Source organism: Microbacterium sp. 22242 (assembly GCF_052045495.1).
Classification (GTDB): domain Bacteria; phylum Actinomycetota; class Actinomycetes; order Actinomycetales; family Microbacteriaceae; genus Microbacterium.
Genome location: NZ_JBQEOZ010000005.1, coordinates 152,279 through 175,867 on the forward strand (window position 1 = coordinate 152,279; position 23,589 = coordinate 175,867).

At 73.4% G+C, this 23,589-nt stretch carries 17 protein-coding genes; 5 read left to right on the top strand and 12 right to left on the bottom strand.

All coding sequences use genetic code 11. The annotated features are described in order from the left end of the window. Position 1: 1 nt before the first annotated feature. The gene (gene pepN, locus ACTJJZ_RS07350; RefSeq protein WP_440720527.1) at positions 2–2,503 is read right to left on the bottom strand and encodes an aminopeptidase N; all 2,502 of its coding nucleotides are present in this window, start codon (positions 2,501–2,503) and stop codon (positions 2–4) included. Positions 2,504–2,571: 68 nt separating this feature from the next. Here pepN and ACTJJZ_RS07355 point away from each other — a divergent pair, with 68 nt between their 5' ends. Next, entirely contained in the window at positions 2,572–3,066 is a 495-nt protein-coding gene (locus tag ACTJJZ_RS07355; protein ID WP_440720528.1) for a YbaK/EbsC family protein, read from the top strand. Positions 3,067–3,137: 71 nt separating this feature from the next. Further along, positions 3,138–4,292, top strand: a complete 1,155-nt coding sequence (locus tag ACTJJZ_RS07360) for an acyltransferase family protein (RefSeq protein ID WP_440720529.1) — start codon at positions 3,138–3,140, stop codon at positions 4,290–4,292. A 27-nt stretch (positions 4,293–4,319) separates the two neighbouring features. Here the strand turns inward: ACTJJZ_RS07360 and ACTJJZ_RS07365 are convergent, their stop codons facing one another. From ACTJJZ_RS07365 to ACTJJZ_RS07405, 9 genes are all read right to left on the bottom strand, one after another. Beyond that, a complete protein-coding gene (locus ACTJJZ_RS07365; RefSeq protein WP_440720530.1) occupies positions 4,320–6,731 on the bottom strand; it encodes an HAD-IC family P-type ATPase in 2,412 nt (803 codons plus the stop codon). A 53-nt stretch (positions 6,732–6,784) separates the two neighbouring features. After that, positions 6,785–8,053 carry an MFS transporter gene (locus ACTJJZ_RS07370; RefSeq protein ID WP_440720531.1) on the bottom strand — a complete coding sequence of 423 codons (1,269 nt, stop codon included), beginning with the start codon at positions 8,051–8,053 and terminating at the stop codon, positions 6,785–6,787. After that, on the bottom strand, positions 8,050–8,637 hold the full coding sequence (locus ACTJJZ_RS07375) for a helix-turn-helix domain-containing protein (protein ID WP_440720532.1): 588 nt from the start codon (positions 8,635–8,637) through the stop codon (positions 8,050–8,052). Before ACTJJZ_RS07375 ends, ACTJJZ_RS07370 begins: the two co-directional genes overlap by 4 nt. Before the next feature lie 57 nt (positions 8,638–8,694). Further along, entirely contained in the window at positions 8,695–9,399 is a 705-nt protein-coding gene (locus ACTJJZ_RS07380) for an ABC transporter ATP-binding protein (RefSeq protein WP_440720533.1), read from the bottom strand. Further along, positions 9,396–10,358, bottom strand: coding sequence for an ABC transporter ATP-binding protein (locus ACTJJZ_RS07385; protein WP_440720691.1), 963 nt, complete (start codon positions 10,356–10,358; stop codon positions 9,396–9,398). Before ACTJJZ_RS07385 ends, ACTJJZ_RS07380 begins: the two co-directional genes overlap by 4 nt. A gap of 34 nt (positions 10,359–10,392) precedes the next feature. After that, positions 10,393–13,053 carry an FtsX-like permease family protein gene (locus ACTJJZ_RS07390; RefSeq protein ID WP_440720534.1) on the bottom strand — a complete coding sequence of 887 codons (2,661 nt, stop codon included), beginning with the start codon at positions 13,051–13,053 and terminating at the stop codon, positions 10,393–10,395. Continuing rightward, a complete protein-coding gene (locus ACTJJZ_RS07395) occupies positions 13,050–15,404 on the bottom strand; it encodes a hypothetical protein (RefSeq protein ID WP_440720535.1) in 2,355 nt (784 codons plus the stop codon). The genes ACTJJZ_RS07390 and ACTJJZ_RS07395 overlap by 4 nt, the downstream gene beginning before the upstream one ends. A gap of 125 nt (positions 15,405–15,529) precedes the next feature. Further along, entirely contained in the window at positions 15,530–16,792 is a 1,263-nt protein-coding gene (locus tag ACTJJZ_RS07400; protein ID WP_440720692.1) for an MFS transporter, read from the bottom strand. A gap of 92 nt (positions 16,793–16,884) precedes the next feature. Further along, the gene (locus tag ACTJJZ_RS07405) at positions 16,885–18,099 is read right to left on the bottom strand and encodes a trans-sulfuration enzyme family protein (RefSeq protein ID WP_440720536.1); all 1,215 of its coding nucleotides are present in this window, start codon (positions 18,097–18,099) and stop codon (positions 16,885–16,887) included. Positions 18,100–18,221: 122 nt separating this feature from the next. Between ACTJJZ_RS07405 and ACTJJZ_RS07410 the strand changes: the two genes are divergently transcribed. Continuing rightward, positions 18,222–18,692 carry an Lrp/AsnC family transcriptional regulator gene (locus tag ACTJJZ_RS07410; RefSeq protein ID WP_440720693.1) on the top strand — a complete coding sequence of 157 codons (471 nt, stop codon included), beginning with the start codon at positions 18,222–18,224 and terminating at the stop codon, positions 18,690–18,692. A gap of 21 nt (positions 18,693–18,713) precedes the next feature. Here the strand turns inward: ACTJJZ_RS07410 and ACTJJZ_RS07415 are convergent, their stop codons facing one another. Further along, complete coding sequence (locus ACTJJZ_RS07415; RefSeq protein ID WP_440720537.1) at positions 18,714–18,974, bottom strand: hypothetical protein; 261 nt, start codon at positions 18,972–18,974, stop codon at positions 18,714–18,716. A gap of 204 nt (positions 18,975–19,178) precedes the next feature. On the opposite strand from ACTJJZ_RS07415, the gene ACTJJZ_RS07420 reads away from it, so the two are divergent. Both ACTJJZ_RS07420 and ACTJJZ_RS07425 read left to right on the top strand, forming a co-directional pair. Then, positions 19,179–21,725 carry a bifunctional lysylphosphatidylglycerol flippase/synthetase MprF gene (locus tag ACTJJZ_RS07420; RefSeq protein ID WP_440720538.1) on the top strand — a complete coding sequence of 849 codons (2,547 nt, stop codon included), beginning with the start codon at positions 19,179–19,181 and terminating at the stop codon, positions 21,723–21,725. A gap of 170 nt (positions 21,726–21,895) precedes the next feature. Next, complete coding sequence (locus ACTJJZ_RS07425) at positions 21,896–22,936, top strand: M23 family metallopeptidase (protein ID WP_440720539.1); 1,041 nt, start codon at positions 21,896–21,898, stop codon at positions 22,934–22,936. 30 nt (positions 22,937–22,966) lie between these two features. Here the strand turns inward: ACTJJZ_RS07425 and ACTJJZ_RS07430 are convergent, their stop codons facing one another. Further along, the gene (locus tag ACTJJZ_RS07430; RefSeq protein ID WP_440720540.1) at positions 22,967–23,443 is read right to left on the bottom strand and encodes an SRPBCC family protein; all 477 of its coding nucleotides are present in this window, start codon (positions 23,441–23,443) and stop codon (positions 22,967–22,969) included. Positions 23,444–23,589 lie beyond the last annotated feature (146 nt).

The following is a 23,589-nucleotide window of genomic DNA, read 5'->3' on the forward strand; positions in this document are numbered from 1 at the left end:
TTCACACCGCGGCGAGCTGCGCCGCCCGCACCCGGATCGCCCGCTGCTGGTGGTCGCGCTGCTCGCCGACGAGGCGGCGCAGCGCCGCCGGCGCATGCGGGTGCGCGTCCAGCCAGGCGTCCACGAGCTCGGTGCTCTCGGCGTCAGGATAGAGACCCCGCACCAGGCGCCCAGCGATCTCGATCGTGCGCTGCGCCCAGGCCGTCTCGATCCGCGCGAAGTAGTCCTCGTCGAACGGGGCGACCAGGTCCCGCCGACCGCCGGCCCGGAAACCCGCGATCGTGGCGTCGAGGTGGTCGTTGCTCAGTGACAGATCGGTCCAGGCGGCGCGCCAGTCCGCCGCGCGCACCTCCGCGAGCGGGGTCGACGCGGCGGCGGCGAGAGCCGCGGTGCGCCCGGTCGCGGTGTGATCGCGCAGCTGCTCGGCGGTGATCTCCTCGGCGCCGGCGTGCCCGGTGGTGACGAGGGCGGTCAGGAGCGCCCAGCGCAGGTCGGGATCCAGCGGCAGCCCGGCCGGTGCGACGCCCACGAGCATCGCCGTCACATCGGCGTGGCGGGCGTCGTCGACCGCGGCCGCCGCCGCGAACGCCCGCGCCCAGGTGAGCTGGGCGTCGCTCCCCGGCGCTGCGCTCCCGAGCGCCGACCACGTCCGCTCCAGCCAGGCCGCGCGCGCCGCGGGGCGGGCCGGCTCCGGCAGGTAGTGCGCGATCGCGAACGCCGCGTTCAGCAGCACGCCGCCGAGCAGCGCGTTGTCGGGCTCTCCGGGCGCATGCGCGGCCACGATGTCCAGATACCGCTGCACGGGCAGCTCCGCGTCCCGGGTCGCATTCCACAGCGCGGACCAGACCAGCGCCCGCGCCAGCGGGTCCTCCAGGCCCGACAGCGCCTGCTCGACCGTCCCCAGCGAGCGTTCGTCGAGCCGCACCTTGGCGTAGGTGAGGTCTCCGTCGTTGAGCAGCGTGAGATCCGCGGCGGCCAGCTCGACCGGCGTGCGCGTGTCGACGAGGTCGAGCGGGATCCGCTCCCGCAACGCGAGCGCCCCGTCCCGCAGGTCGTACAGCCCGATCTGCAGCCGGTGCGGGCGCGGATCCGTCTGCAGCGGATCCGTCTGTACCACGACGGCAGCACCGTCCTCGCCGCGCTCCAGGCTCAGCGTGCTCATGCCGGTGGTCTGCAGCCACGCCTGCGCCCAGCCGCGCAGGTCGCGCCCCGAGCCGTGCTCGAGCTCGACGAGCAGATCCTCCAGGGTCGTGTTGCCGAAGGCGTGCCGGGCGAAGTAGCGACGGGCGCCGTCGAAGAAGGCGTCCTCGCCCACGAACGCCACCAGCTGCTTGAGCACGGCCGCGCCCTTGGCATAGGTGATGCCGTCGAAGTTCAGCTTCGCGGCCTCCAGGTCGGGGATGTCCGCGACGATCGGATGCGTGCTGGGCAGCTGGTCCTGCGTGTACGCCCAGGCCTTGCGCCGGTTCGCGAACAGCACCCACGCCTCGGTGAACTCGGTCGCCGCAGCGGACGCGTGCGCTCCCATGTAGTCGGCGAACGACTCCTTCAGCCAGAGGTCGTCCCACCAGGTCATCGTGACCAGGTCGCCGAACCACATGTGCGCCATCTCGTGCAGGATCGTGTTCGCCCGAGCCTGCCGCTGTCCGCGGGTCGCCGCTCCGCGGAACAGGTACTGCTCGGTGAACGTCACCAGGCCCGGGTTCTCCATCGCGCCGATGTTGTACTCCGGCACGAAGATCTGGTCGTACTTCCCCCACGGGTACGGGAAGGCGAACGCCTCGGCGAAGAAGTCGAGGCCCTGCCGGGTGATCCGCAGGATCTCGTCGGCGTCGAAGTGCTCGGCCATGGAGGCCCGGCACAGCGCGGCGAGCGGCACGTGCTCCTCGCCCCGGCGCCACTCCGACTCGACGCGCACGTAGGGGCCGGCGGCGATGCACACGAGGTAGCTGGACAGCGGCAGCGTAGGCGCGAACTCCACCGTCTGCACGTCGCCGTCGACGCGGGTCGCCGCCACGGACTGATTGGACAGCACCTCCCAGCCCGCGGGTGCTGTGACGACGACCGTGATCACGGCCTTCAGGTCGGGCTGCTCGAAGCAGGGCATGAACCGGCGCGCGTCGGCCGGCTCGTCGTGCGTGTACAGGTAAGTCTGGCCGTCGACGGGATCCACGAACCGATGCAGCCCCTCCCCGGAGCGGCTGTAGGCGCCGGTGCCGCGGATCTCGACCACGTTGCGGGCGCTCAGGCCGCGCAGCGCGATCCTGGCACCGTCGTACTCCACGTCCTGCGGCGTGCCGTTGACCGTGACGCCGAGCACCTCCTCCCCGAGGAAGTCCACCCAGGTCTCGCCGGTCGTGGCGTCGAACTCGAGCGTGGAGGTCGTCGGGAACCCGGCGCCGTCGACGGATCCCGTCACGTCCAGTTCGAGACGGATCCGGTGCAGGGTGATCGACGCGGATCGCGCGGCGGTCTCGGTCCTGGTGAGGTTCGCGGTGCTCATGGATCCATCGTTCCACGATGTCCCGGCGCCCCTTCGAAGGCGCCCGTCGTTCGTGCCAGCATGGGGGTATGACCGAGCAGACCGCCGCCCCGCTCCCCGAACGCAGCCGGCTCGTGCAGGAGCACGTGCACGCGGCGGGCCTGACGTCCCAGGTGCGCGAGCTGCCGGACTCCGCCCGCACGGCCGTCGAGGCCGCCGCAGCGCTGGGCTGCGCGGTGGGCGCGATCGGCAGCAGCCTGCTCTTCCTCGCCGACGACCGTCCGCTGCTCGTGATGACCAGCGGCCGACATCGGGTCGACGTCGCCGTGCTCGCGGAGTCCGTCGGCGCCGGCACGGTCGTGATGGCGCCGGCGGCCGTCGTGCGCGAGGTCACCGGACAGGCGATCGGCGGCGTGGCGCCGGTCGGCCACCCCGCCCCCGTGCGCACGGTGATCGACGCGGCACTGCGCGACTACGACGTGATCTGGACCGCGGGCGGCACCCCGCACACGGTCATGCCGATGTCGTTCGACGAGCTCGTCGCGCTGACCGGCGGATCCGTCGTCGCCGTCGCTCGGAACTGATCCCGGAGCTTTACGCAAGCCCCTGGCCGGATCCAGGAGCCGTCCAGGCTCGGTCTCTACCGTGGAAAAGTATGTCACGGAACGGTAACAGGATCAGGTCCCTGGACGGACTGCGCGGGCTCGCCGCGGTCATCGTCCTCGTCCATCACGCGTCCCTGATCGCCGAGCCCTGGATCGATCCCGCCGGGTGGGCGCTGCTCACCCAGTCGCCGCTGAAGCTGCTGCTGGCCGGATCCGAGGCCGTCATGGTCTTCTTCGTCCTCTCCGGGCTGGTGGTCGCGCTGCCGGCGCTGAACCGCGGCTTCTCCTGGGCGCGGTACTACCCGGCGCGGCTGTTCCGGCTGTACGTCCCGGTGATCGCGGCGCTCGGGGCCGCAGCCCTGCTGGTGCGGCTGATCCCGCGCGATCCGACCACGATGCCCGACGGATCCTGGATGCAGGACGCCCAGGCCACGACGGTGTCGGCCGGCGACGTGCTGTCGCAGATGTCGCTGCTGCGCCCGAGCTATCCGATCGACAACGTGCTGTGGTCGCTGCGCTGGGAGCTGTTCTTCTCGCTCCTGCTGCCCCTGTTCGTCTGGGTCGCGCTGCGGGTGCGCCGCCTGGCGCTGCCCGTGGCGGCGCTGATCGTGCTGCTCATGTTCGCCGGGCGCACGACCGGGAACTCCGCCCTCGCCTATCTGCCGGTGTTCCTGCTCGGCACGCTGATCGCGGTCCGCTTCGCCGATCTGCGCGCCTGGGCCGAGCGCCCCGGCCCCCGCCGGGCGCTCCCCTGGCTGGCCGCTCTCGCCGGCGTCATGCTGATCGCGAGCTGGCTGGCCAAGCCGCTCACCTCGGGCACGGTCGCGGCCGACGTGCTCTGGGCGGTCGCGGGTGCGGGGGCGGCGCTGCTCGTGGTCCTCGCGATCGTGTGGCCGACCGCCCGCCGCACCCTGGAGACCCGGCCGATGCAGTGGCTGGGACGGGTGTCGTTCAGCCTCTACCTGGTGCACGCACCGATCCTGGCCTCGCTCTGCTACCTGCTCGGCGCGGAGCGGTGGTGGCTGGCCTGCCTGATCGGCGCGCCGCTGAGCCTCATCGCTGCGGGGGCGTTCCACCGGCTCGTCGAGCGGCCGGCGCAGGAGCTGTCGGCCACCGCGGGCCGGGTCGGCGTGGCGCTCGCCGAGCGGGTGCAGCTCCGTCGGGTCGGCGCCGCGCCTGACGAGGTGCTCGGCCGCGTGCAGTGACGGCGGCGCTTTGTCCCGGTCCGGCGCTCAGCTCTGCCGCGCCGCGGCGCGCCGGCGCCGTCGTCGCGCAACCGCGCCGTAGACGGCCCGCAGCACGGCGCGGGAGAGGAACCGCACGCCGATGCCCGCCGCCCCTGACGCGCACCCGATGAGGGTCACGCGCGGATCGTGCAGATCGATGTCGAACACCCCGGGCCCGAGCGGGGTGAGCACGACGGTCAGCATGCCGGCGATCATGGCGCCGACCAGGAGCGCCTTCCACAGCCGGTAGGGGCGCGCGACCGTGACGAGCACGAAGAACGCGACGATGATGAGCGCCAGGAACGCGGCCGACGAGGTCGGCACCCGCTCGGCGTGCGCGGTGCCGAACACGGCGCGCGCCGTGAGATAGGCCCCGTAGGAGGCGACCGCCGCGCCGATGCCGCCGGGGACCGCGGCGTCCAGCACGCGCCGCACGAACCCGTCCTGCGCACGCGCGGTGTTCGGCGCCAGGGCAAGGAAGAACGCCGGGATCCCGATCGTGAACCACGCGATCAGGGTGACGTGTCGCGGCAGGAACGGGAACGGCACCGCGGTCACGGCGACGAGGAGCGCCAGCAGCACCGAGTACAGCGTCTTGGTGAGGAACAGCGTGGCGACCCGCTCGATGTTGCCGATCACCCGCCGTCCCTCGGCGACCACGTGCGGCAGCGTCGCGAAGGAGTTGTCCAGCAGCACGATGCGCGAAACGGCGCGCGCGGCCGGGGAGCCGGATCCCATGGCGACGCCGACGTCGGCGTCCTTGAGGGCGAGGACGTCGTTCACGCCGTCGCCGGTCATCGCGACGACGCGGCCGTCGCTCTGCAGCGCGTGCACCATCGCCCGCTTCTGCGTCGGGGTGACCCGGCCGAACGCGGTGCGGTCGCGAACCTGCCCGCCGAAGTGCGCGGAGCCGGGGTCGAGCAGGCGGGCATCGACCGCATCGCGCCCGTCCGGCACGCCCGCCTCGGCGGCGATCGCGCCGACCGAGGCGGCGTTGTCGCCGGAGATGACCTTGATCGCCACGCCCTGCGCGGCGAAGTAGGAGATCGCGCCGGGCGCCTCGGTGCGGAGGCGCTGGTCGAGGATGACGATGGCGACCGCGACGAGGCCGTCCGGACGTCCGTCGCCGGGCGCGTCCGCCCCGGGCAGCACCGCGTCCGAGCGGGTGAGCACGAGCACCCGCAGTCCCTCCGCGGCGAGCGCGTCGGCGCGGGTGCGGGCGGTGTCGCCTTCGACGAGCAGCACGTCCGGGGCGCCCAGCACCCAGGTGGCGCCGTCCCGCGTCTCCGCGGCCGCCCACTTGCGCCTGGAGGAGAACGCGATCGAGGTCCGCACCGGAAGGGCCGGCGCGTCGCCGACGTGCTCCAGGATCGCCGCCATGCTGCTGTTCGGTCTGCCCTCGGCGCGGCCGATCGCCGCGAGCGCGCCCTCGACGTCGTGGTCGTCGCCCGTCAACAGGTCGACCGAACTCACGCGCATGCCGTCCTCGGTGAGCGTGCCCGTCTTGTCGGTGCACACCACGTCGACCCGGGCGAGCTCCTCGATCGCGGGCAGATCCTGCACGAGGCAGTTGCGCCGGCCGAGCCGGACCACGCCCAGTGCCATCGCGACGCTCGTCATCAGGACGAGCCCCTCCGGCACCATCGGCACGAGCGCGGCGACGAGCCCGCGGACGGCGTTGCGCCAGTCCTCGGAGCGCCCCCAGATCTGGTTCACGATCGTGAGCACGCCGACCGGGATCAGCGCCCAGGTGACGTACTTCAGGATCGTGTCGATCCCCGCCCGCAGCTGCGACGGCGGCTTGCGGAACTGCGACGCCTCCTTCGCGAGCTGGGCGGCGTAGGCGTGCTCTCCCACCGCGGTGGCGCGGAACGCCGCGGACCCGGCCGCGACGAAGCTGCCCGACTTGAGCTCGTATCCGGCGTCGGCGAGCACCGGCTCGGACTCGCCGGTGAGCAGCGACTCGTCGACCTCGAAGCCGATCGCGTCCAGCACGACGCCGTCGACCGGGATCTGATCCCCCGCCGCCACCAGCACGACGTCGTCCAGCACGAGCTGCTCGACGTCGATCTCGGCCACCCCCTCGGCCCGTTGCACGCGGGCGGGCGCCTTGCTCAGCAGGGCCAGCCGGTCCAGCGTGCGCTTGGCGCGGACCTCCTGCACCATGCCGATCACGCTGTTCACCACGATGAGCAGGCCGAACAGGCCGTCGATGAGAGAGCCGGTGCCGAGGATCAGCAGGAACAGCACGGCATAGATCGCGTTGACGCGGGTGAACGCGTTGGAGCGGAAGATCTCGCCGAGGCTGCGGCTCGTGCGCGACTCGATCGCGTTGCTCTCGCCCCGTTCGACGCGCTCCGCCACCTCGGCGGCGGTCAAGGGCGCGCGATCCGTCTCGACGGGCCTGATTTCCGTCATGCGCTCACCGTAACAGCGCGCGCTCACCGCCGGCTGATGGCGACGCGCGCGCATCACGACGCCGTCAGGGCCTGCTTCCACCTGCGCTCCTGACGGAGCGCCGGGAGGTAGCAGGCCGCGCCGAGGATGCTGAAGGAGCCGGCGACCACGGTCGCGACCGCCGCGGAGCTCGCCCCCGCGAAGGCGGTGAGCACGAGCAGGCCGACGCTGTACGCGCCGCCGGAGACCATCGAGTTGAGCGACAGGATCGTCGCCCGCGTCGACCGGTCCGCCTCGCGGTGCAGCAGTGCCGAGTGCATGGGTCCGGCGGATCCGTGGGCGAGGTAGGTCAGGCCGTAGCCGATCAGGAGCCCGGCCACACCGGAGGCGAGCCCCATCAGGACCACGAACGCCCCGTTCAGGATCCGGCTCACGATCGCGGTCCCGGCGACGCCGATCACTCCGCTCAGCCGCGCGGCGAGCAGTGAGCCGAGCGCGAACAGCCCCCAGGCGGCCGCCGATGCCGGACCGAACACGGCCGCGGCCGCCGCTTCGCCGCCGAGGATCACCTCGAGCTGCAGCGGTGTCAGGGTCTCGAATGCGATCATCGCCACGGACCAGAACACCTCGACGAGCACGAGGCCGGCGAGTACGCGCGAGCGGACCGCGCGGTGCAGTCCGGTCAGGATCGTCCGCGGCGTGGTCCGCGCGGCCGCGGCCAGCACCGCGAGCGGACGCACGGGCGCGGCGTCGGCGGGCCGCACCTCGTGCACCAGGACGAGCACGAGCGCGGTGTAGAGGGCGTAGAGGCCGATCGAGACGAGCAGCGGCAGCACCAGGGCCGACATCGCCCGCAGCGGATGCCAGGAGACCAGCAGGCCGCCGAGCAGAGCCCCCGTCGCGATCGCGACCCCGAGGACCGTGCCCGCCCTCGCCAGCGGCCGCGCGACCTCCGCACGCGGATCCTGCTCGTGCACGGCGTCGACGAACCACGCCTCCAGGCTCCCGGAGTCGAGCACCCGGAAGGCGCCCTGCAGCAGCAGGGACACGGCGAAGAGCGCGTAGGAGTCGGCGACGAGGAACAGCACGCCGGAGGCGACAGCGAGCACCCCGGACGCGGCCAGCACCGGGCGTCTGCCCAGTGTGTCGGCGAGGGCACCGGTGGGGAGCTCGAGCGCGAGGGCGACGAAGCCCTGGATCGCGAGGATGGATCCGATCTCCGCGATCGTCAGGCCGCGTTCGAGCGGGAGCAGCACGGTGAGCCCGAGCGTCACCCCGACCGGCAGCCAGCGCAGCGCGGTGAGCAGCAGCAGGCGCCGCTCGGCTCCCGCGACCGCGCTCACGGCTCGCGCGCGGGATCGAGGTCCACCGGCATGCTCTGCACGACGAGATGGATGCGGCGCGCCGCGGGATCCCCTTCTCCGGCGCGCCGATACCGCTCGACCAGCGCATCGAGCTCGGCGCGGAAGGAGGCGAGCTGCTCCGGGTTCACGGTCAGCAGCGCGTCGTCGAGTCCGAGCCGGTCCACCCACTCGTCCGGCCATGCCGCCTCGGCGTCCAGCCAGCGCTCCGCCCGCATCGCGAACTGCCTCACGTAGTCGCGGCGCAGCCAGTCCAGCGCCGTCCTGGCGTCCTCGTCGTCGGCGAAGCCCGAGTTGGTCCAGGAGTGGAAGTCGGTGCTGGCCCGCCAGATCCGGCGCTTCCCCGCGCCGTCTCCGGTGTCCGCCACGAGTCCGACGTCCTCGAGCGCGCGCAGGTGGTAGCTCGTCGCGCCGGTGTTCGTGCTCAGCGCTGCGGCCAGCTCGGTGGCCGTGGCGGCGCCGTGCAGCCGCAGCTCGCCGAGGATCCGGGAGCGCAGCGGATGCGCGAGCACGCGCACCGCGCGCTCGTCGAGGTGCATGCCGACGGGGCCGTCCGGAGTGTCCATGCCGCCAGTCTCGCATGCACAGAATCTATGCACAAGTATTGTGCGCGGATCTCCTGCTCAGCGGGATCCGGCCTTGGCCGCTCGTGCGCGCGGGCCCAGCTCTTGCAGCACCCCGTCGTGCAGCTCGAACACCCGGTCGGCACGCGTGAGCATGGCCGTGTCGTGCGTCGCGACGACCGCGGCCGTGCCCCGCTCGTGCACGAGGGCGGCGATGAGATCCATGATCTGCGCGCCGGTCTCGCTGTCCAGCTGCGCCGTGGGCTCGTCCGCGATGAGGACGTCGGGGTCCATGACCAGCGCCCGGGCGATGCCGACGCGCTGCTGCTGTCCCCCGGAGAGCTCGGCGGGGCGCTGCCGGGCGTGGTCGGCGAGACCGACCGCGTCCAGCGCGGCCTGGACGCGACGCTCACGCTCCGCGATCGGGGTGCGGCGGATGCGCAGCGGCACCTCGATGTTCTCCGCGGCGGACAGCACGGGCAGGAGCCCCGAGGTCTGGAAGATAGACGCGATGCGCTGCCCCGCCACATCGCCCAGCTCGCCCGAGGCGAGGTCGCGGTCGTCCAGCAGCACCCGCCCGGACGTCGGCCGGTCGAGCCCGCCGAGCATGGTCAGCAGCGTGGTCTTGCCGGATCCGGAACGCCCGGTGACCACCACCAGCTCCCCCGCCGAGACGGCCAGGTCGGCCGCACGGACGGCCGTGACGTCGCCCGAAGGGGATGCGAACACGCGGGTCGCGCCCTCGGCGCGCAGCACGGCGCTCATGCGGTCTCCCCCTCGTCGCGGCGGCCCTCGGGCCCGTGCGGGCCCCCGGGTTCTCCGGACGGCGGCCCGTCACCGGACGGTTCCGCCGTCCACGCCCCCGAGGCGACGCGCACGTGATCGGGTTCGAGCGTGAGCCGCACCCGGTCGCGCAGGTCGAGCGCGCTGACGAACTCGCCCGGCAGCTGCATGCGGCCGGCGCGGTCGAGGACCGCGAACTCCTGTGCCACGCGCACGGCCCGGCCCTCCTCGTCCGTGCTCGTGCTGCGCAGCGTCTCGGTCGAGGTGCGCCCGTCCCGGATCCGCACGGTGCGGTCGACGTGCTCGGAGACCGCCGCGTCGTGCGTGACGATGAGCGTGGTGACACCGTGCTCGGTGTTGACGGTCTGCATCGCCGCGAGCACGTCCGCGCTCGTGCGCTCGTCCAGCTCGCCGGTGGGCTCGTCCGCGAGCAGCACGCGCGGCCCGTTGGCCAGGGCGACCGCGATGGCCACGCGCTGCTTCTGCCCGCCGCTCAGTTGCGCCGGCCGCGCGTCCGCGACGCCGGCCACGTCGAGCAGCTCGAGCAGCTCCTGCGCACGCGCCGCCCGCGCGGACCTCGGCACGACGCGGGCCACGCCGTGCGCCATCGCGATGTTCTCCCGTGCGCTGAGATAGGGCAGCAGATTGCGGCCCGACTGCTGCCACACGAAACCCACGCTGCGGCGGCGGTAGCGCAGCCGCTCCGCGCTCCTCATCGTGACGAGGTCGTGCCCGGCGACGCGGGCGCTGCCGGCGGTCGGCGCGTCGAGACCCGCGAGGATCCCGAGCAGCGTGGACTTGCCGGATCCGGAGGCGCCCACCACCGCCACCATCTCCCCCGTCCGCACGCTCAGATCAAGGCCCTGCAACGCCTGCACCTCGATGCCCTTCGCGGTGAAGATCCGCACCAGTCCCTCGCAGCGGATGCCGGCGTCGCTCATGGCGTCGTCCTTGCTCATGCTGTCCTGCCCCACGTCATGCCTCCTCGTCGGTCATCCGGATCGCGTCGGCGCTGCGCAGCCGCACGGCGGTGGCGGTCGCCAGCAGCACCGCCAGCGCCGCGACCAGCACGAACCCGAGCAGCACCACTGCGAGCCCTCCCGCGCCCGGACTCAGCGCGGGAGGGCTCTCCCCGCCGGTGAATCCGCGCAGATCCAGCCCGCCGACGACCAGCCCTGCCATCGCCGCCCCGCACAGGACGCCGACCGGGAGCGCCACCAGGAGCGCCGGCCCCACCTCCCACGCCACGAGCGGCAGCACCCGTCGACGGGGATACCCGACAGCGCGCAGCAGCGCCATCAGCCGGGCCCGCGCCGTGGATCCCAGGGCGAGGGTCTGCACGATCGTGAGCGCGAGCAGGATCGCCACGATCCCGATCGCGGCGTTCAGCGCCGCGTGCAGCGCCGCGAAGGCGGGATCGGACGACGCCTGCGCGATGAGCTGCGCCGCCGTCACGACATCCGCGCTCGGCCCGAGGCGCGCTCGGAGCGCCTTCCCGACCTCCGCGGGGTCGTGCCCCTGCCCGACCGAGACGAACAGCCGGGACACCGAGGGCGAGACGACGCCGATCCGGCCGATGTTCGCGCGGTCGACGATCACCCACTTCTCCGCGGCCCCGAACGGGGCCTGCTGCGCGGTGCGGGCCACGATCCGCACCGCGTGCCCGTTCACGGTCAGCCCGCCGCCGAACTGCGCGATGAGCGCCTCGGAGGCCACCACGGGGATCGCGCCGCCGGAGGTCGAGGCGAGCGCGGCCGGCAGCGGCAGGGCGCCGTCGAAGCCCTGCTGCACGCGCACGAACGCGTCCCTGTCGAGGGCGTAGATGCGCACCCGGTCCGTGGCGACGGGCGACGCGCCCTGGCCGATCTCGTCGGCGTCCAGGGTGGCGACCGCCGCGACACCGGGGATCGTGCGGACGGCCGCGATCTGGTCGTCGTCGATGTACGGCAGGGACACCGCGACGTCGGCGCCCGTGCTGTCCCGTGCCGTGCGCGCGGCCCCGTCCGACACCGTCGCCGCGAACGCCACCGAGAACACCGCCACCGCGATCCCGATGACCGCGGCGAGCGCGGGAGCGGTGCGCAATGCGGCGTCGCGGAGAGCGCGCGCGGGCCCGAGCAGGGCGATCAGCCCCGCGCGCCGAGCGGAGGTGCGATGCAGCGCCTCCAGCAGAAGCGGAAGCAGCCGCAGCACCAGCACGGTGCCGACAGCGCCGATCAGCAGCGGCATCGCGAGCAGGACGGGGTCGACGGCGGCGCTCTCGCCGCGGCCGAGCAGGATCGCGGCGAGAGCACCCGTGAGCACCAGCACCACGGCCTCGATCAGGATCCTGCGCCAGGGCGACAGGGCCCGTGCCCGGCCGCCGCGTCTCTCGGCGCCGCGCAGCTCGAGAACCGCCGTCGCGAGCACCGCGCACACCGGCACCAGCACCAGCACGGCGGCGACGACCATGGTCGCCCGATCCGGGGCGCGGCGGGTGAGGATCAGGCCGGCGGTGACCCCCAGCGCGGCGCCGATCAGGCCGAGCAGCAGCGCCTCGCCGCCGAGCAGCCCTGCCAGCTGCGCGAGCGACGCGCCGCGGGCGCGGGCGAGCGCGGCCGCCCGCCCGCGCCGCAGGGCGAGCTGGCGTCCGGCCAGCGCGAGCACCACGCCCGCGACCGCGAGCGGGCCGGTCGCGGCCACGGCGACCACCGCGACGAGCGCCTCCCCACGCGCGACACCGCGGTCGAGCGCGTCCGCCACGGGGGTGGCATAGACCAGCCCGCCGTTGTAGAAGTCGCTGCCCGCCCCGAGGTCCACGGGATTGGCCAGGAACAGCCGCAGCTGCGCGGACGCCGCGGCCGCATTCCCCGCGTCGATCGCGTCCCGCCGCACCGGGATCCACGAGGACGTCGACGTCTCCCTGACGAGGTCGCCGAGACGGCCGGCCTCGTCCGGTGCCAGGAAGCCGACGGTCTGCAGGATGATGTCGCCGTCGGGCGTGTACGTGACGGCGGGCTTGCGGGCGCCGACCAGCATGTCCCAGTCCAGGTCGTCCGCGCCGCGCGGCTCGACGAGCCCGGTCAGCGTCACGGCGACTCCCTGCCTCCTGCGCTGCTCCCCGACCTTCCAGTCCAGCTCGCGAGCGGCCTGCGCGGTCAGCACGACCTCGATCCCGGCCGACGAGTCGGTGGGCTTCGGATACGCGCCCTGGACGAGCGCGCTGCGGCGCTCCAGGCCCGGATCCATCGTCAGCTGCACGAAGTTCCTGGGCGCCCTCCTGTCCGCGGGCAGCGGGGTTCCCGCCAGCAGCCCCACCACGCGCGGCGTGCCCAGCAGGCCGCGCAGCGGCTCCGGCTGGCGGTCGCGGGCGGCCCGCGCCGCGGCGAGCGGCCCTTCCCAGACCCCGGCGCGCGGCAGGGCGCTGCGATCCAGCCCCGCGATGCCCGAGACGGCGCCGGTGAGCGCCTGACCCGCCGCCGGGATGCCGTCGAGCTGGTGCTGCACGGTGGCTGTGCGCGCCTGGTCGACGAGGGGCGGCACCATCACGCCGGCCAGTGCGAGCGCAGCGATCGCGAGCACGAGGAACGCCGAAAGCGCGGGTGCGGTGAGCATGGTCCTGAGGACCACGGCGGGAGTTCCGGGGTTGCGCGTCACGACCCGCTCCCCCACATCGTCGGCAGCACCGCGGCGGTCACCGCGAGCCCCGCCGCCACGCCGCCGAGGATTCCGAAGACGGCCGTGGCGAGCACCTCGCCGAACCTCGCCCTGCGCTGCCGGGCCGCGCTGAGCCCGAGAGCGCGCAGCGTCCGGCGCTCATCGGTGCGCCGCGCGCGATCGGCGGCGATCGCCGCGAGGAAGCCGAGCAGCCCCAGCAGCACGGCCGCCGCGGCTCCGAGAGCCAGCAGGATCGTGGACGTCCGGGTGACCGGCGCGACGCTCACCGCCGGCGGGGTGAGGATCCGCACGGGGATGCTCGCGCGGGAGCGGATCGCGGCGGCGACGGCGGCAGGATCCGCGGCCGCGATCCACAGCTCGTTCGCGACCGCATCCCCGGCCGCCGTCAGCGCCGCATCCCGGTCCGCGAGGATCCCCGGCCCCGAGCCGATGCCCGCGAGCGCGGGCACGACCATCACCACGACGGCGGGCAGCCGGGTCCCGTCGGGGAGCAGCGCGGCCGTGAACCGGGTCCCGGACCGGGCGCCCAGGCGGTGTGCCAGGGCCGCCGTGATCGCCACCGGCAGCGCGCCGCCCGATCGCGCGCCGAGTGCGGACCGCAGGGAGGCGGACAGCGGCAACGCCGCGGGATCCGCGCCGAGGAAGGGCACTCTGTCCTGGCCGACCGTGGCGTCCGCGCTCAGCACGGCCGTCGTCCGGGTGGCGCTCGGCAGGTCGGTCGCCTGGCCGGCGGAGAGCGGCACAGCATTCGGGTCTCCGGCCGACACGCGCACGTCGAGGCCCACCGCGGCGCGGAGCGCGGAGGCATCCGCTGCGGCGGCCAGCGGACCGGCGCCGTACGCGAGCGTCGCCGAGCCCGCCGCCAGCGCCAGGCTGAGGATCGCGACCGCCGACAACCCGGCACGCCGCGCGACCTGCCGCAGCGGCAGCACCGGCATGATGCCGCGGGACCGGCGCGCCGGGCGCTCGGCGACCGCGGACAGGAGCACGGCGAGCACGGGGACGAGCATCGCGAGGGCGAGCAGCGAGGCCGCGCCCGCCGCAGAGGCGACCGGATCGGCGGCGCCGCCCGGCGTGAGCACACCGCCCCGCGCGAAGAGCTGCCACACCGCGAACCCGGCCAGCAGCGCGACGAGGAGCGCCGGCAGCAGCAGGGCGAGCACGATCCCGCGCCCGGCGTCCGAGCGGGTCGCGCCCGCCGGGACCGAGGCGCGCGCGGCCAGCAGCCCGGCGACGACCGCCGCCGCCAGCACCGTGAGCAGTGCCGCCGCGAGGGCCGCGGGACCCGGCGCCCCGACCGGCAACAGCGCGAGCAGGGCGATCGCGGCGCCCGCGCCCGCGGCGATGGCGGCCTCCGCGGCCGCCCCGCCGGCGATGCCCGCGCCGGACGCCCCACGGGCGCGGAGGAGGCGCAGCTCCTCCCGCCGGCCTCCGGCGATCGCGCCCAGGATCACGGCGATCGTGATCGCGCCCAGCACCACGACGATCGTGATCGGGACGATCGTCGTGCCGCGCGCGACCGCGACGGCGCCCGTCAGCCGGTCGAGGAGGTCTCCGAGACCGCCTCCGACCGCGGTGTTCGAGCGGCTGTCCGGGTCGACCGATGCGGGAAGGCCGGCCAGACGGGCCAGACCCGCACGGTACCTGTCGAGGCGGTCCTCCTGCAGGGCCGTCGGGAGAATGGTCCAGGTCACGGTGGGCGTGGTCCACAGCCGTGTCATGTCCGCGTCCCCGACCAGCACGGGTCCCGCGGCGCCACCGGAATCCCCGGACGCGACGGCGGGATCTCCGGCCCAGCGCGGATCGGCCGGATCGGCGGCCCTCCAGATCCCGACCACGGCGACCTCGACCGGTGAGCCCGCCTCGTCCGTCCCGAGCGGGATCCGGTCGCCGACCCGCCAGCCGCGCCGCTCGGCGGCGGCCGCCAGCACCGCGGCCTCACCGCCGCGCGACGGCCAGACTCCGTCGATGAGCCTGCCCCGATCCGCCACCGCGTCGCCGCCGATCGCCTGGACCGCATCGGGGTTGCCGAGGGAGATCTCGCTCACGGAGAGCCGGGAGACCGCGACGGGCGCGCCAGTGAACGCCTTCGCGATGGCCGCGCGCACCGCCCGGTCCTGCTCGGCGGGATCCGCCGCGCGCAGCGCCGTAACCGTCGCCGCCCTGGTGCCGGGCTCCGCGGCGCCGGCCACCCCGCCCAGCCCGTCGTCCACGAGGCGCGTGGAGAGCCCCTCCATCCCGCCGACGCCGGCGACCACGACCAGACCCGCGAGCAGGACGAGCAGAAGCCGCGGCCACTGCTGCCGCGCGCGCCTCACCGCGAACGTCATCGCCCCCACCCGCCGTCGATCCGGTCATCCCGCACGCGCCGCGGAATGGTTACCGATCCGAACGAATGCATCGCCCCCCATCCTGGAGGGCGCGGCGCAGACGCGCAACGGTCGGACGCGACGGGTCATGCCGGCTTCGCGGCGGCCTCCACGTCCTCGGTCACGCCGTTCGCCGGGCCCGGGATGCGCCGCTCGAGCACGAGGGCGAGGAGGCAGATCAGCACGGGGCCTGCGACCATCGCCACGATGAACCAGAGCTGCCGTCCCTCCCCGAGCAGGAGTCCTGCCGCGACGGGACCCGCGATCGCGCCGCCCTGGAAGGCGGCGGAGTTGATCGCGTTGTAGCGGCCGCGGTTCCGTTCGGAGGCGAGGTCGTTGTAGATCGCGGGGACGGTCGGCTGCAGCATGGTCTCCCCGAAGGCGAAGACGCCCATGAACGCGAGCACGCCGATCGCGGCGGCGAGCGAGTCCGGCAGCAGCCCGGTGAGCCCCAGCAGCACCCAGGACACGCCCCAGATGAGCGCCATCACCTGCATCACACGGGTGCGCCGGCGCCCCGTGATCACCTTCAGCACGGCGAACTGCAGCAGCACGATCACGGCGGTGTTCACGGCGAACGCGAAGCCGATCACCTGGGTCGACACCCCGGAGACCTGCCGCGCGAAGGCCGGGAAGCCCGCCTCCATCTGGCCGTAGCCGATGAACACCGCGAGGAACGTCAGCAGGGTCAGCCAGAGCACGGCAGGGCGGCGCAGGATCTCCCGGTATCCGTCGACGGGCGCGCTGCCCTCCTCCGGATCCGCGTGCGTGCGCACGTGCCGCAGCGGCCCGAGCAGCAGCGCCATCGGGATGAGCGAGCTCGCGGCGTCGATCAGGAAGATGGCGGTGAACGTCTCCGGCCGGTGCACGTCGACGAAGAAGCCGCCGAAGATGCCGCCCGCACCGATCCCGAGGTTGACCAGCGCGAAGTTCACGCCGAAGTACTGCTGGCGCACCTCGCCGTCGACGATCGTCGCGATCAGGGCGTTGAACCCGGGCCAGGAGACCCCGAAGTTCACGCCGATCAGCACCAGCGAGACCGCCGCGACCACGGGAGAGGTCGCGAACGCGAGCAGGGCGCAGCCCGCGATCATCGCGGTCAGGCCGGCGAGCAGGATCCGCCGCGCCCCGTAGCGGTCGATGAGCGTCCCGCCCGGGCCGGTCACGACGAGCCCGGTGACCGCGATGATGCTCATCAGCGCGCCCGCCAGGCCCAGGTCGAAGCCGCGCGCCTCATGGAGGTAGATGATCGTGAACGGCAGGGTCATGCCGCGGCCGAGCGTCTGGATCGCGACGGTCGACAGCAGCCATCGCCCCTCGGCGGGCAGGGCGGTCCAGAACGATCTCATACCGGTCACCGCACCAGTCTGCCCGAGGCCTCCGACACCGCTCCGCGCCGCCGTCTCCTCGCTGCGGAGAGCAGCGAGGTGCGTCCCGCGGCTCAGCCGACGGCGGTCGTCACCCGGCTCAGCGCCCGCGCGAGGTCGCCGATCAGATCCTCCGGATGCTCCAGCCCGATCGAGAGCCGCACGATGTCGGAGCCGGGGCGCGCCGCTGCCGCGACCGGACGATGCGTCAGCGCGGCGGGATGCTGCACGAACGAGTCCACGCCGCCGAGAGACACCGCGTGGGTGAACAGCTGGACGGCTCCGGTGAGCGCCTCCGCGGCCGCATAGCCGTCGCGCAGCCGGATCGCGATCATCGCGCCGCCGCCGCGCATCTGCCGCGGGACCAGGCCGCGGTGGTCCCCGATGCCGGGGTAGAACACCTCGGCGACCTCGGGCTGCTCGGCGAGCCAGGCCACGATCTGCTCGGCGGACCGCTGCTGCCGCTCCAGCCGCACCGGCAGCGTCGCAAGGCCCCGGTGCAGCAGGTATGCGCCGAGCGGGTGCAGCAGCGCCCCGGTGATCGCGCGCACCCGCCGCAGCGCCTGCGCGGTCTCCTCGGAGCACGCGATCGCCCCGGCGATCACGTCGCCATGCCCGCCGAGGTACTTCGTCGCGCTGTGCAGCGACATCCGGGCGCCCAGGTCGAGCGGGTTCTGCAGCAGCGGAGTCGCGAAGGTGTTGTCGACGAGCACGGGCACCTCCCCCGCCTGGGCGACGACGGCGGCGATGTCGACGAGGTCGAGGGTGGGGTTGCCCGGGGTCTCCACGACGACGAGGCCGGTGTCCGGCCGGATCGCAGCGCGCACCTCGTCCTCGGCGCAGAACGCGACCTCCGCGCCGAGCAGGCCCGAATCGAGCAGGTGATCGGTGCCGCCGTAGAGCGGCCGCACCGCGACGATGTGGCGCAGTCCCTTCGCGTTCGTGTGCGCCAGGATCGCGGCGGTCATCGCCGCCATGCCGGAGGAGAACGCGACCGCGGCCTCGGCGTGCTCGAGCTCGGCGAGCCCCTCCTCGAACCGCGCGACCGTCGGGTTCCAGAGGCGGGCGTACACGTTGCCGCCGTCCGGCAGCGGATGGCCTCCGTTCGCCATCGACTCGTAGGAGTCGCCGCCGTGCCGGATGTCCGGCAGCGGGTTCGTCGAGGAGAGGTCGATCGGCGGGGCGTGCACGCCGAGGGAAGCCAGATCGGCGCGTCCGGCGTGAACGGCGATCGTGTCGGGGTGCTGAGGGCGATCGGACGGCGGCTGGTCGTGCGGGTCGTACATCATCCGACCAGGATCCCTCTCGCCGCAGAGGATCGCCAGCATCCTTGTTGCGTTGCGGCCCGTACGCTGCGATTCTTGTCGGACGAGCAACGGAAGCCATCCGGAGGGAGCGGAATTTGACCGCCATGCCGAACTCCGCGGTCGACGCGCTCGACCTGAGGATCCTCGCCGCGCTGTCGGACCATCCCGACCTGTCGATCAAGGATGTGGCCGCCGCGCTGGCGGTCCCGGCGTCGACGTGCGCGTTCCGGCTGCGCGCGCTGCGCAGCAGGGGCGTGATCCTGGGCACCCGTCTCGCCCTCGATCCGGGCGCGCTGGGCCGCCCCGTGCAGGCCGTGATCCGGGTGCGCCTCGGCAATCACAGCAAGAGCCTGGTCGAGGGCCTGTTCGACGCGTTGCAGGGCACGCCGGGCGTGCTGCAGGTGTTCCACATCGCGGGCGCCGACGACTTCCTGGTGCACGTCGCGGTCGCCGACGCCTCCGCCCTGCGCGACATCGTGCTCGAGCGGATCACCGTGCACGACGTGGTCAGGGCCACCGAGACCCAGCTCGTCTTCGAGCGCCGCGACGGCGCCGGAGTGCTCGCCGCGGACTGACGACGGCCGCTCGCGCCGGTCCTAGTGCTGGTCGCGCCGGTTGTACTTGCCGTGCCGGTCGTGCGTCGAGTGGTGCTCCTCGGAGGAGGCACCGTCCGCGTGCGCCGCGTCGGCATAGGTGCCCTCGGCATCGGGGTCGGGACCGCCGCGCTCGGTGCGCGTGTACTGGCCGTGCACGGTGCGCTCCGGCTCCGGCTCGCCGTCGACCTCGGTGTACCTGCCCTCGAGCCGATCGCGCGGATCGCCGTCCTGCTCCGAGCGTGCGGATTCGTTGCTGTCCATCGCTGTTCCTCCCATCGGGAGATGCGCATCTCTCCCGTCCAGCGTACGTCCGCGGCGCGCGGAATGGCAGGGCTCACCGCAGACGGTCCCTGAGGCGGCATCCCGTCCACAGGGGAGCCGCTGTACAAGCACCCCCGTCTGACGGCACCCTGAGAAGCAGCCACCGCACGCACACCACGCCGTCCCCGCACAGAGAGCATGCGCATGACAACGCCGGAGCACTCGTCCTCCCCCGCCGCAGCCCCGGATCCGGGGCCGCCTCGCCCGCCGTCCGCGTCCCGCGAGGACGGCCCCGCCGGGAAGTACCTGCGCTCTCACCCGTTCAGCGTCGCGCTGGCCGCGGTCACGCTCATCGGCGGAATCGCGTCGGGCACCTTCTGGGGGCGGTTCCCCGACGAGCTCGCCGCCGGCCTGATCACGACCGGACAGCTCGCGTACTGGTGGACCCCCGTCACCGCGCTGGTCCTGGTCGACTCGCTGATCGGCGGGATCCTGGTCGTCCTGCTCACGCTGACCGCCGGCGCGTACGCGGAGCACCGGCTGGGCACCGTCCGCGCGATCGTGCTGTTCCTCGGGACCGGGATCGTCTCGATCCTCCTCGGCGTCGGGCTGCAGGCGCTCACCCTCGCCTGGGGATCCGACTGGGGCGCGATGGCGAGCCTCGACCTCGTGCTGGATCCGTCCCTCGGCGTCGTCGGCATGATCATGGCGGCGAGCGCGCTGACCCCCGTGCTGTGGCAGCGCCGGATCCGCGTGGTCGGCTTCACGCTGCTGCTGATGTTCGCGCTCTATGCGGGCGACAGCGACAGCGTCTTCCGGCTCATCGCCGGCGTGCTCGGGCTGGTCGCCGGCGCCTTCGTCTCGCGGGGCGCCGTCCTCGGCGCCTGGCACCGCAGCTCCTTTCGGGAGGTGCGCACGATCGTCGCCGCCGTCGTCGCCGCGACGGGCCTCGGCCCGATCATCGTGCTCGTCTCCGGATCCTTCGCGGCACCCCTCAGCGCGGTGGTCGCCGGATTCGCTCCGATCACCGAGACGGAGCTGCCGAAATCCTGCTCCAGCGACTTCACCGCCGACTGCGTCCGGCAGGCCGACGCCATCCTCACCGCGGGTCCCGGCCCGTTCTTGGTCAGCCTGGTCCCGCTGCTGCTGACGCTGCTGGCCGCCTGGGGGCTGCGCACCGGCCGTCGCGCGGCCTGGATCCTCGCGCTCGTCGTCGACGTCGCGATCGCCGCCCTCACCGGCGGCGTGCTCGGCGTGACCGAGCTGCTGAACCAGAAGACGCGCGATCTCCTGCGCGCGGAGGACGCGATCGCGATCGTGCTCGCGACGCTCGTGCCGCTCCTGGTCGCCGGGCTCCTCGTCGCGACCCGGCGCCGGTTCCAGGTCAGGGCGCCGCGCCGGGCCGCGCTGCAGTTCCTGGCGACCATCGCCGTCGCCTGGATCGTGCTCGCGGCCGGGTACACGGCGATCGGCCTCGCCGACGGCGAGAACTACCTCGACGGCCGCCCCACGATCGGAGGCCTGCTGGCGGACATCCTGCGTCCCTTCGTGCCGGCCGGCTTCCTGCCGCCCCCGACCGAGGAGGCCATCCCCGTCGACGGCGTGGCCCTGGTCGCGTATCAGTGGGCCGGCGTGCTGTTCTGGGCCGTCTTCATCGTCGCCATGGTGCGGCTCTACCGGGCGACGCTGCTCGCCCGCAGCGCTGACGAGGAGGCGCGCTTCCGCGAGCTGCTGCGGGCGGGCGGCGGCGGCACGCTCGGGTTCATGGGCACGTGGCCGGGCAACATCTACTGGTTCTCGCCCGACGGCGAGGGCGCGGTGGCCTACCGCGTCATCAACGGCGTGGCGCTGACCATGTCGGACCCGGTCTGCGCCGAGGGCGCGGAACGGGACGTCATCGAGGGGTTCGTGCATCACTGCGAGTCGCAGGGATGGTCCGCCTGCTTCTACAGCTTCCACGAGAGGTACCTGCCGATCTTCCGGTCGTTCGGCTGGCAGTACCTGTCGGTCGGCGAGGAGACCGTGCTCGATCTGCCCGGCCTCGAGCTGACCGGCAAGGCCTGGCAGAAGGTGCGGCAGCCGCTGAACCGCGGTCAGCGCGAGGGCATCACCACCCTGTGGTCGACGTGGGCCGACCTCCCGCCGAAGTACGCGGCGCAGATCCTGGCGGTGAGCGAGGAGTGGGTGGCGAACAAGAAGCTGCCGGAGATGGGCTTCACGCTCGGCGGGACGGAGGAGCTCAAGGATCCCGATGTCGGGATCTTCCTCGCGATCGACCGGGAGGGCACGATCCAGGCGACCACCAGCTGGCTGCCGAGCTGGACGGACGGGAGGATCACCGGCTGGACCATCGACTTCATGCGCCGCGGCGACGGATCCATGTCCGGGATCATGGAGTTCGTCATCGCGTCCGCGGCGCTGCACATGAAGGAGCAGGGCGCCCGGATCCTCAGCCTCTCCGGCGCCCCGCTCGCGACGAAGCCGGGCCACGAGGCCGTGGATGCCACGGTCATGGACCGCCTCCTGGGCTGGCTCGGACAGATGCTCGAACCCGCGTACGGGTTCACCTCGCTGTTCCGGTTCAAGAGCAAGTTCAACCCGCGCTACGAGACCATCTACATGGCGTACGCGGATCCGGCGCGGCTCGCCGCGATCGGCCTGGCGATCGGCAGCGCGTACCTTCCCAGCGCCACTCCGAAGGAGTATCTCGCGCTCGTGGAGACCATCACCAACCGCGACGGCGGCCGCTGAGGCCGCGGCCGCCCGCCGTCCGCGAGCGGTCCGCGGCACGCCGAAGAGCGTTCGAATGTATGGAACTCTCAGGAACTATCCGTATTATTACGGAGTTGTAACACTCTCCGCTGCCCGAGGAGCACATCATCAGTTCGCGATCCACCGAAACCGCGCCCTCTTCTGCCCAGATGCTGGATGCTCCGTCGGTCACCCCCGGAACGTCCGCGCCCCGCTCCCGCCGGGAGCTGCGTGAAGAAGCGGCACGGCTCTCCCGATCTGCCGCGCGCGACGAGGTCCTGTCGGCCCCGGCTCAGCCGGTCGCCACCATTCCGGCCGCATTCGCCGCACCCGCCCCCGCGCCGGTTCCGCCGGCCGGCCCGATCCCGCAGGCCGGCCCGATCCCGCAGGTCGCCGCTGTTCCGCAGGCCGTGCCCGCCGGCCCGAAGCGTCCGAAGGCCCGGGCCCGCACGGCGCCGGCCGCTCCCACGAAGCCGCAGATCGGCGTCGCGCCGGGTCGTCCGCGCCGGTCGGCGAAGCACGTCAGCCGCACCACGGGTGCGGCGCTCGCCATCACCGCGCTCGTCGTCGGCACCGCGCTGCCCGCGATCGGTCTCGTCCACGCGCAGGACGGCAACGCCTCGACGACCAGCGCCGCCTCGGACATCCGCGCCCAGTCGTTCACCGCGTCGAGCGGAGTCCTCCCCGACGTCCAGGTGCACGGCACGTTCACCGCCACCACGCCCACCGAGCTCAGCGCGATGCAGGCGGCGACCGCGGCCGCCGCGAAGACCGGTGTCGCCTCCATCGCGAAGCCCGGGCAGGTCATCTACCCGATGGCCGCCGGCTCGTACACCCTGACGGACGGGTTCGGCGCCCCGCGCACCGGCCGCAGCCACATGGGCCAGGACTTCGCCGCCCCGATCGGCACCCCGATCTACGCCGCCGCGGACGGCTGCGTCACGATGTCGCAGGAGAGCTACCAGGGCTACGGCGTGAGCGTCGAGATCGCCCACCCCGCGCTGAGCGGCAGCAACGCCGTCTCCACCCTGTACGCGCACATGGAGTACGGCACCCGCGCCGTGCAGGTCGGCGAATGCGTCACCGCCGGGCAGTTCCTCGGTCGCGTCGGCAACACCGGGTGGACCGTCGGATCCTGCCTGCACTTCGAGGTGCACATCAACGACAGCGCGATCGACCCGCTGGCCTGGCTCGAGTCGAACGTCTTCTGACCCGCGCCGGCCGCAGCAGAGTCCGGCCCGTCAGACCGGCTCGCCCCGCGAGCCGTCGTCCGTGGTCTCATCCGAGACGGTGCCGCGCCAGGCGCCCGTCGAGGACTCGCGTCCCTCGATGAAGTCCTTGAAGTGCTGCAGGTCGCGCTGCGCGGCGTGATCGTCGAGCCCCAGAGCCGCTCCCACGCGCTCCGTGAAGCTCTCCGGGTGCCAGATCATCTCGAGCTCCACCAGCGTGCCGTCCGGAGCGCTCGCGAACCGCACTTCGCCGGCGAGGGTCTCCCCGTCGAGGCTCGCCCAGCGGATCCGCTCGTCGGGGGTCTGCTCGGTGATCTTCGCCTCGAACGACCTCTTCACGCCGCCGATCTCCGTGTCCCAGCGCGTGCGCACCTCGTCGAGCTGCTCGACCCGCTCGACCGCGGACATGAACCGCGGGAAGTCCTCGAACTGGGTCCACTGGTCGTACGCCTGCCGCACGGGGACATCGACGACGATGGATGCGGTCATCTTCGTGAGCATTCTCGTTCCTTCCGGGTCGGGACTTCAGCGTACGCACGGCAGCGCGTCGCGCCCCGGGGGTTCCGCCCGGGGCACGATCCCGCTATTGTCGGCTCCCCGCGACGGTCCGGGCAGCGGAGGGGTCGCCGGAGCGC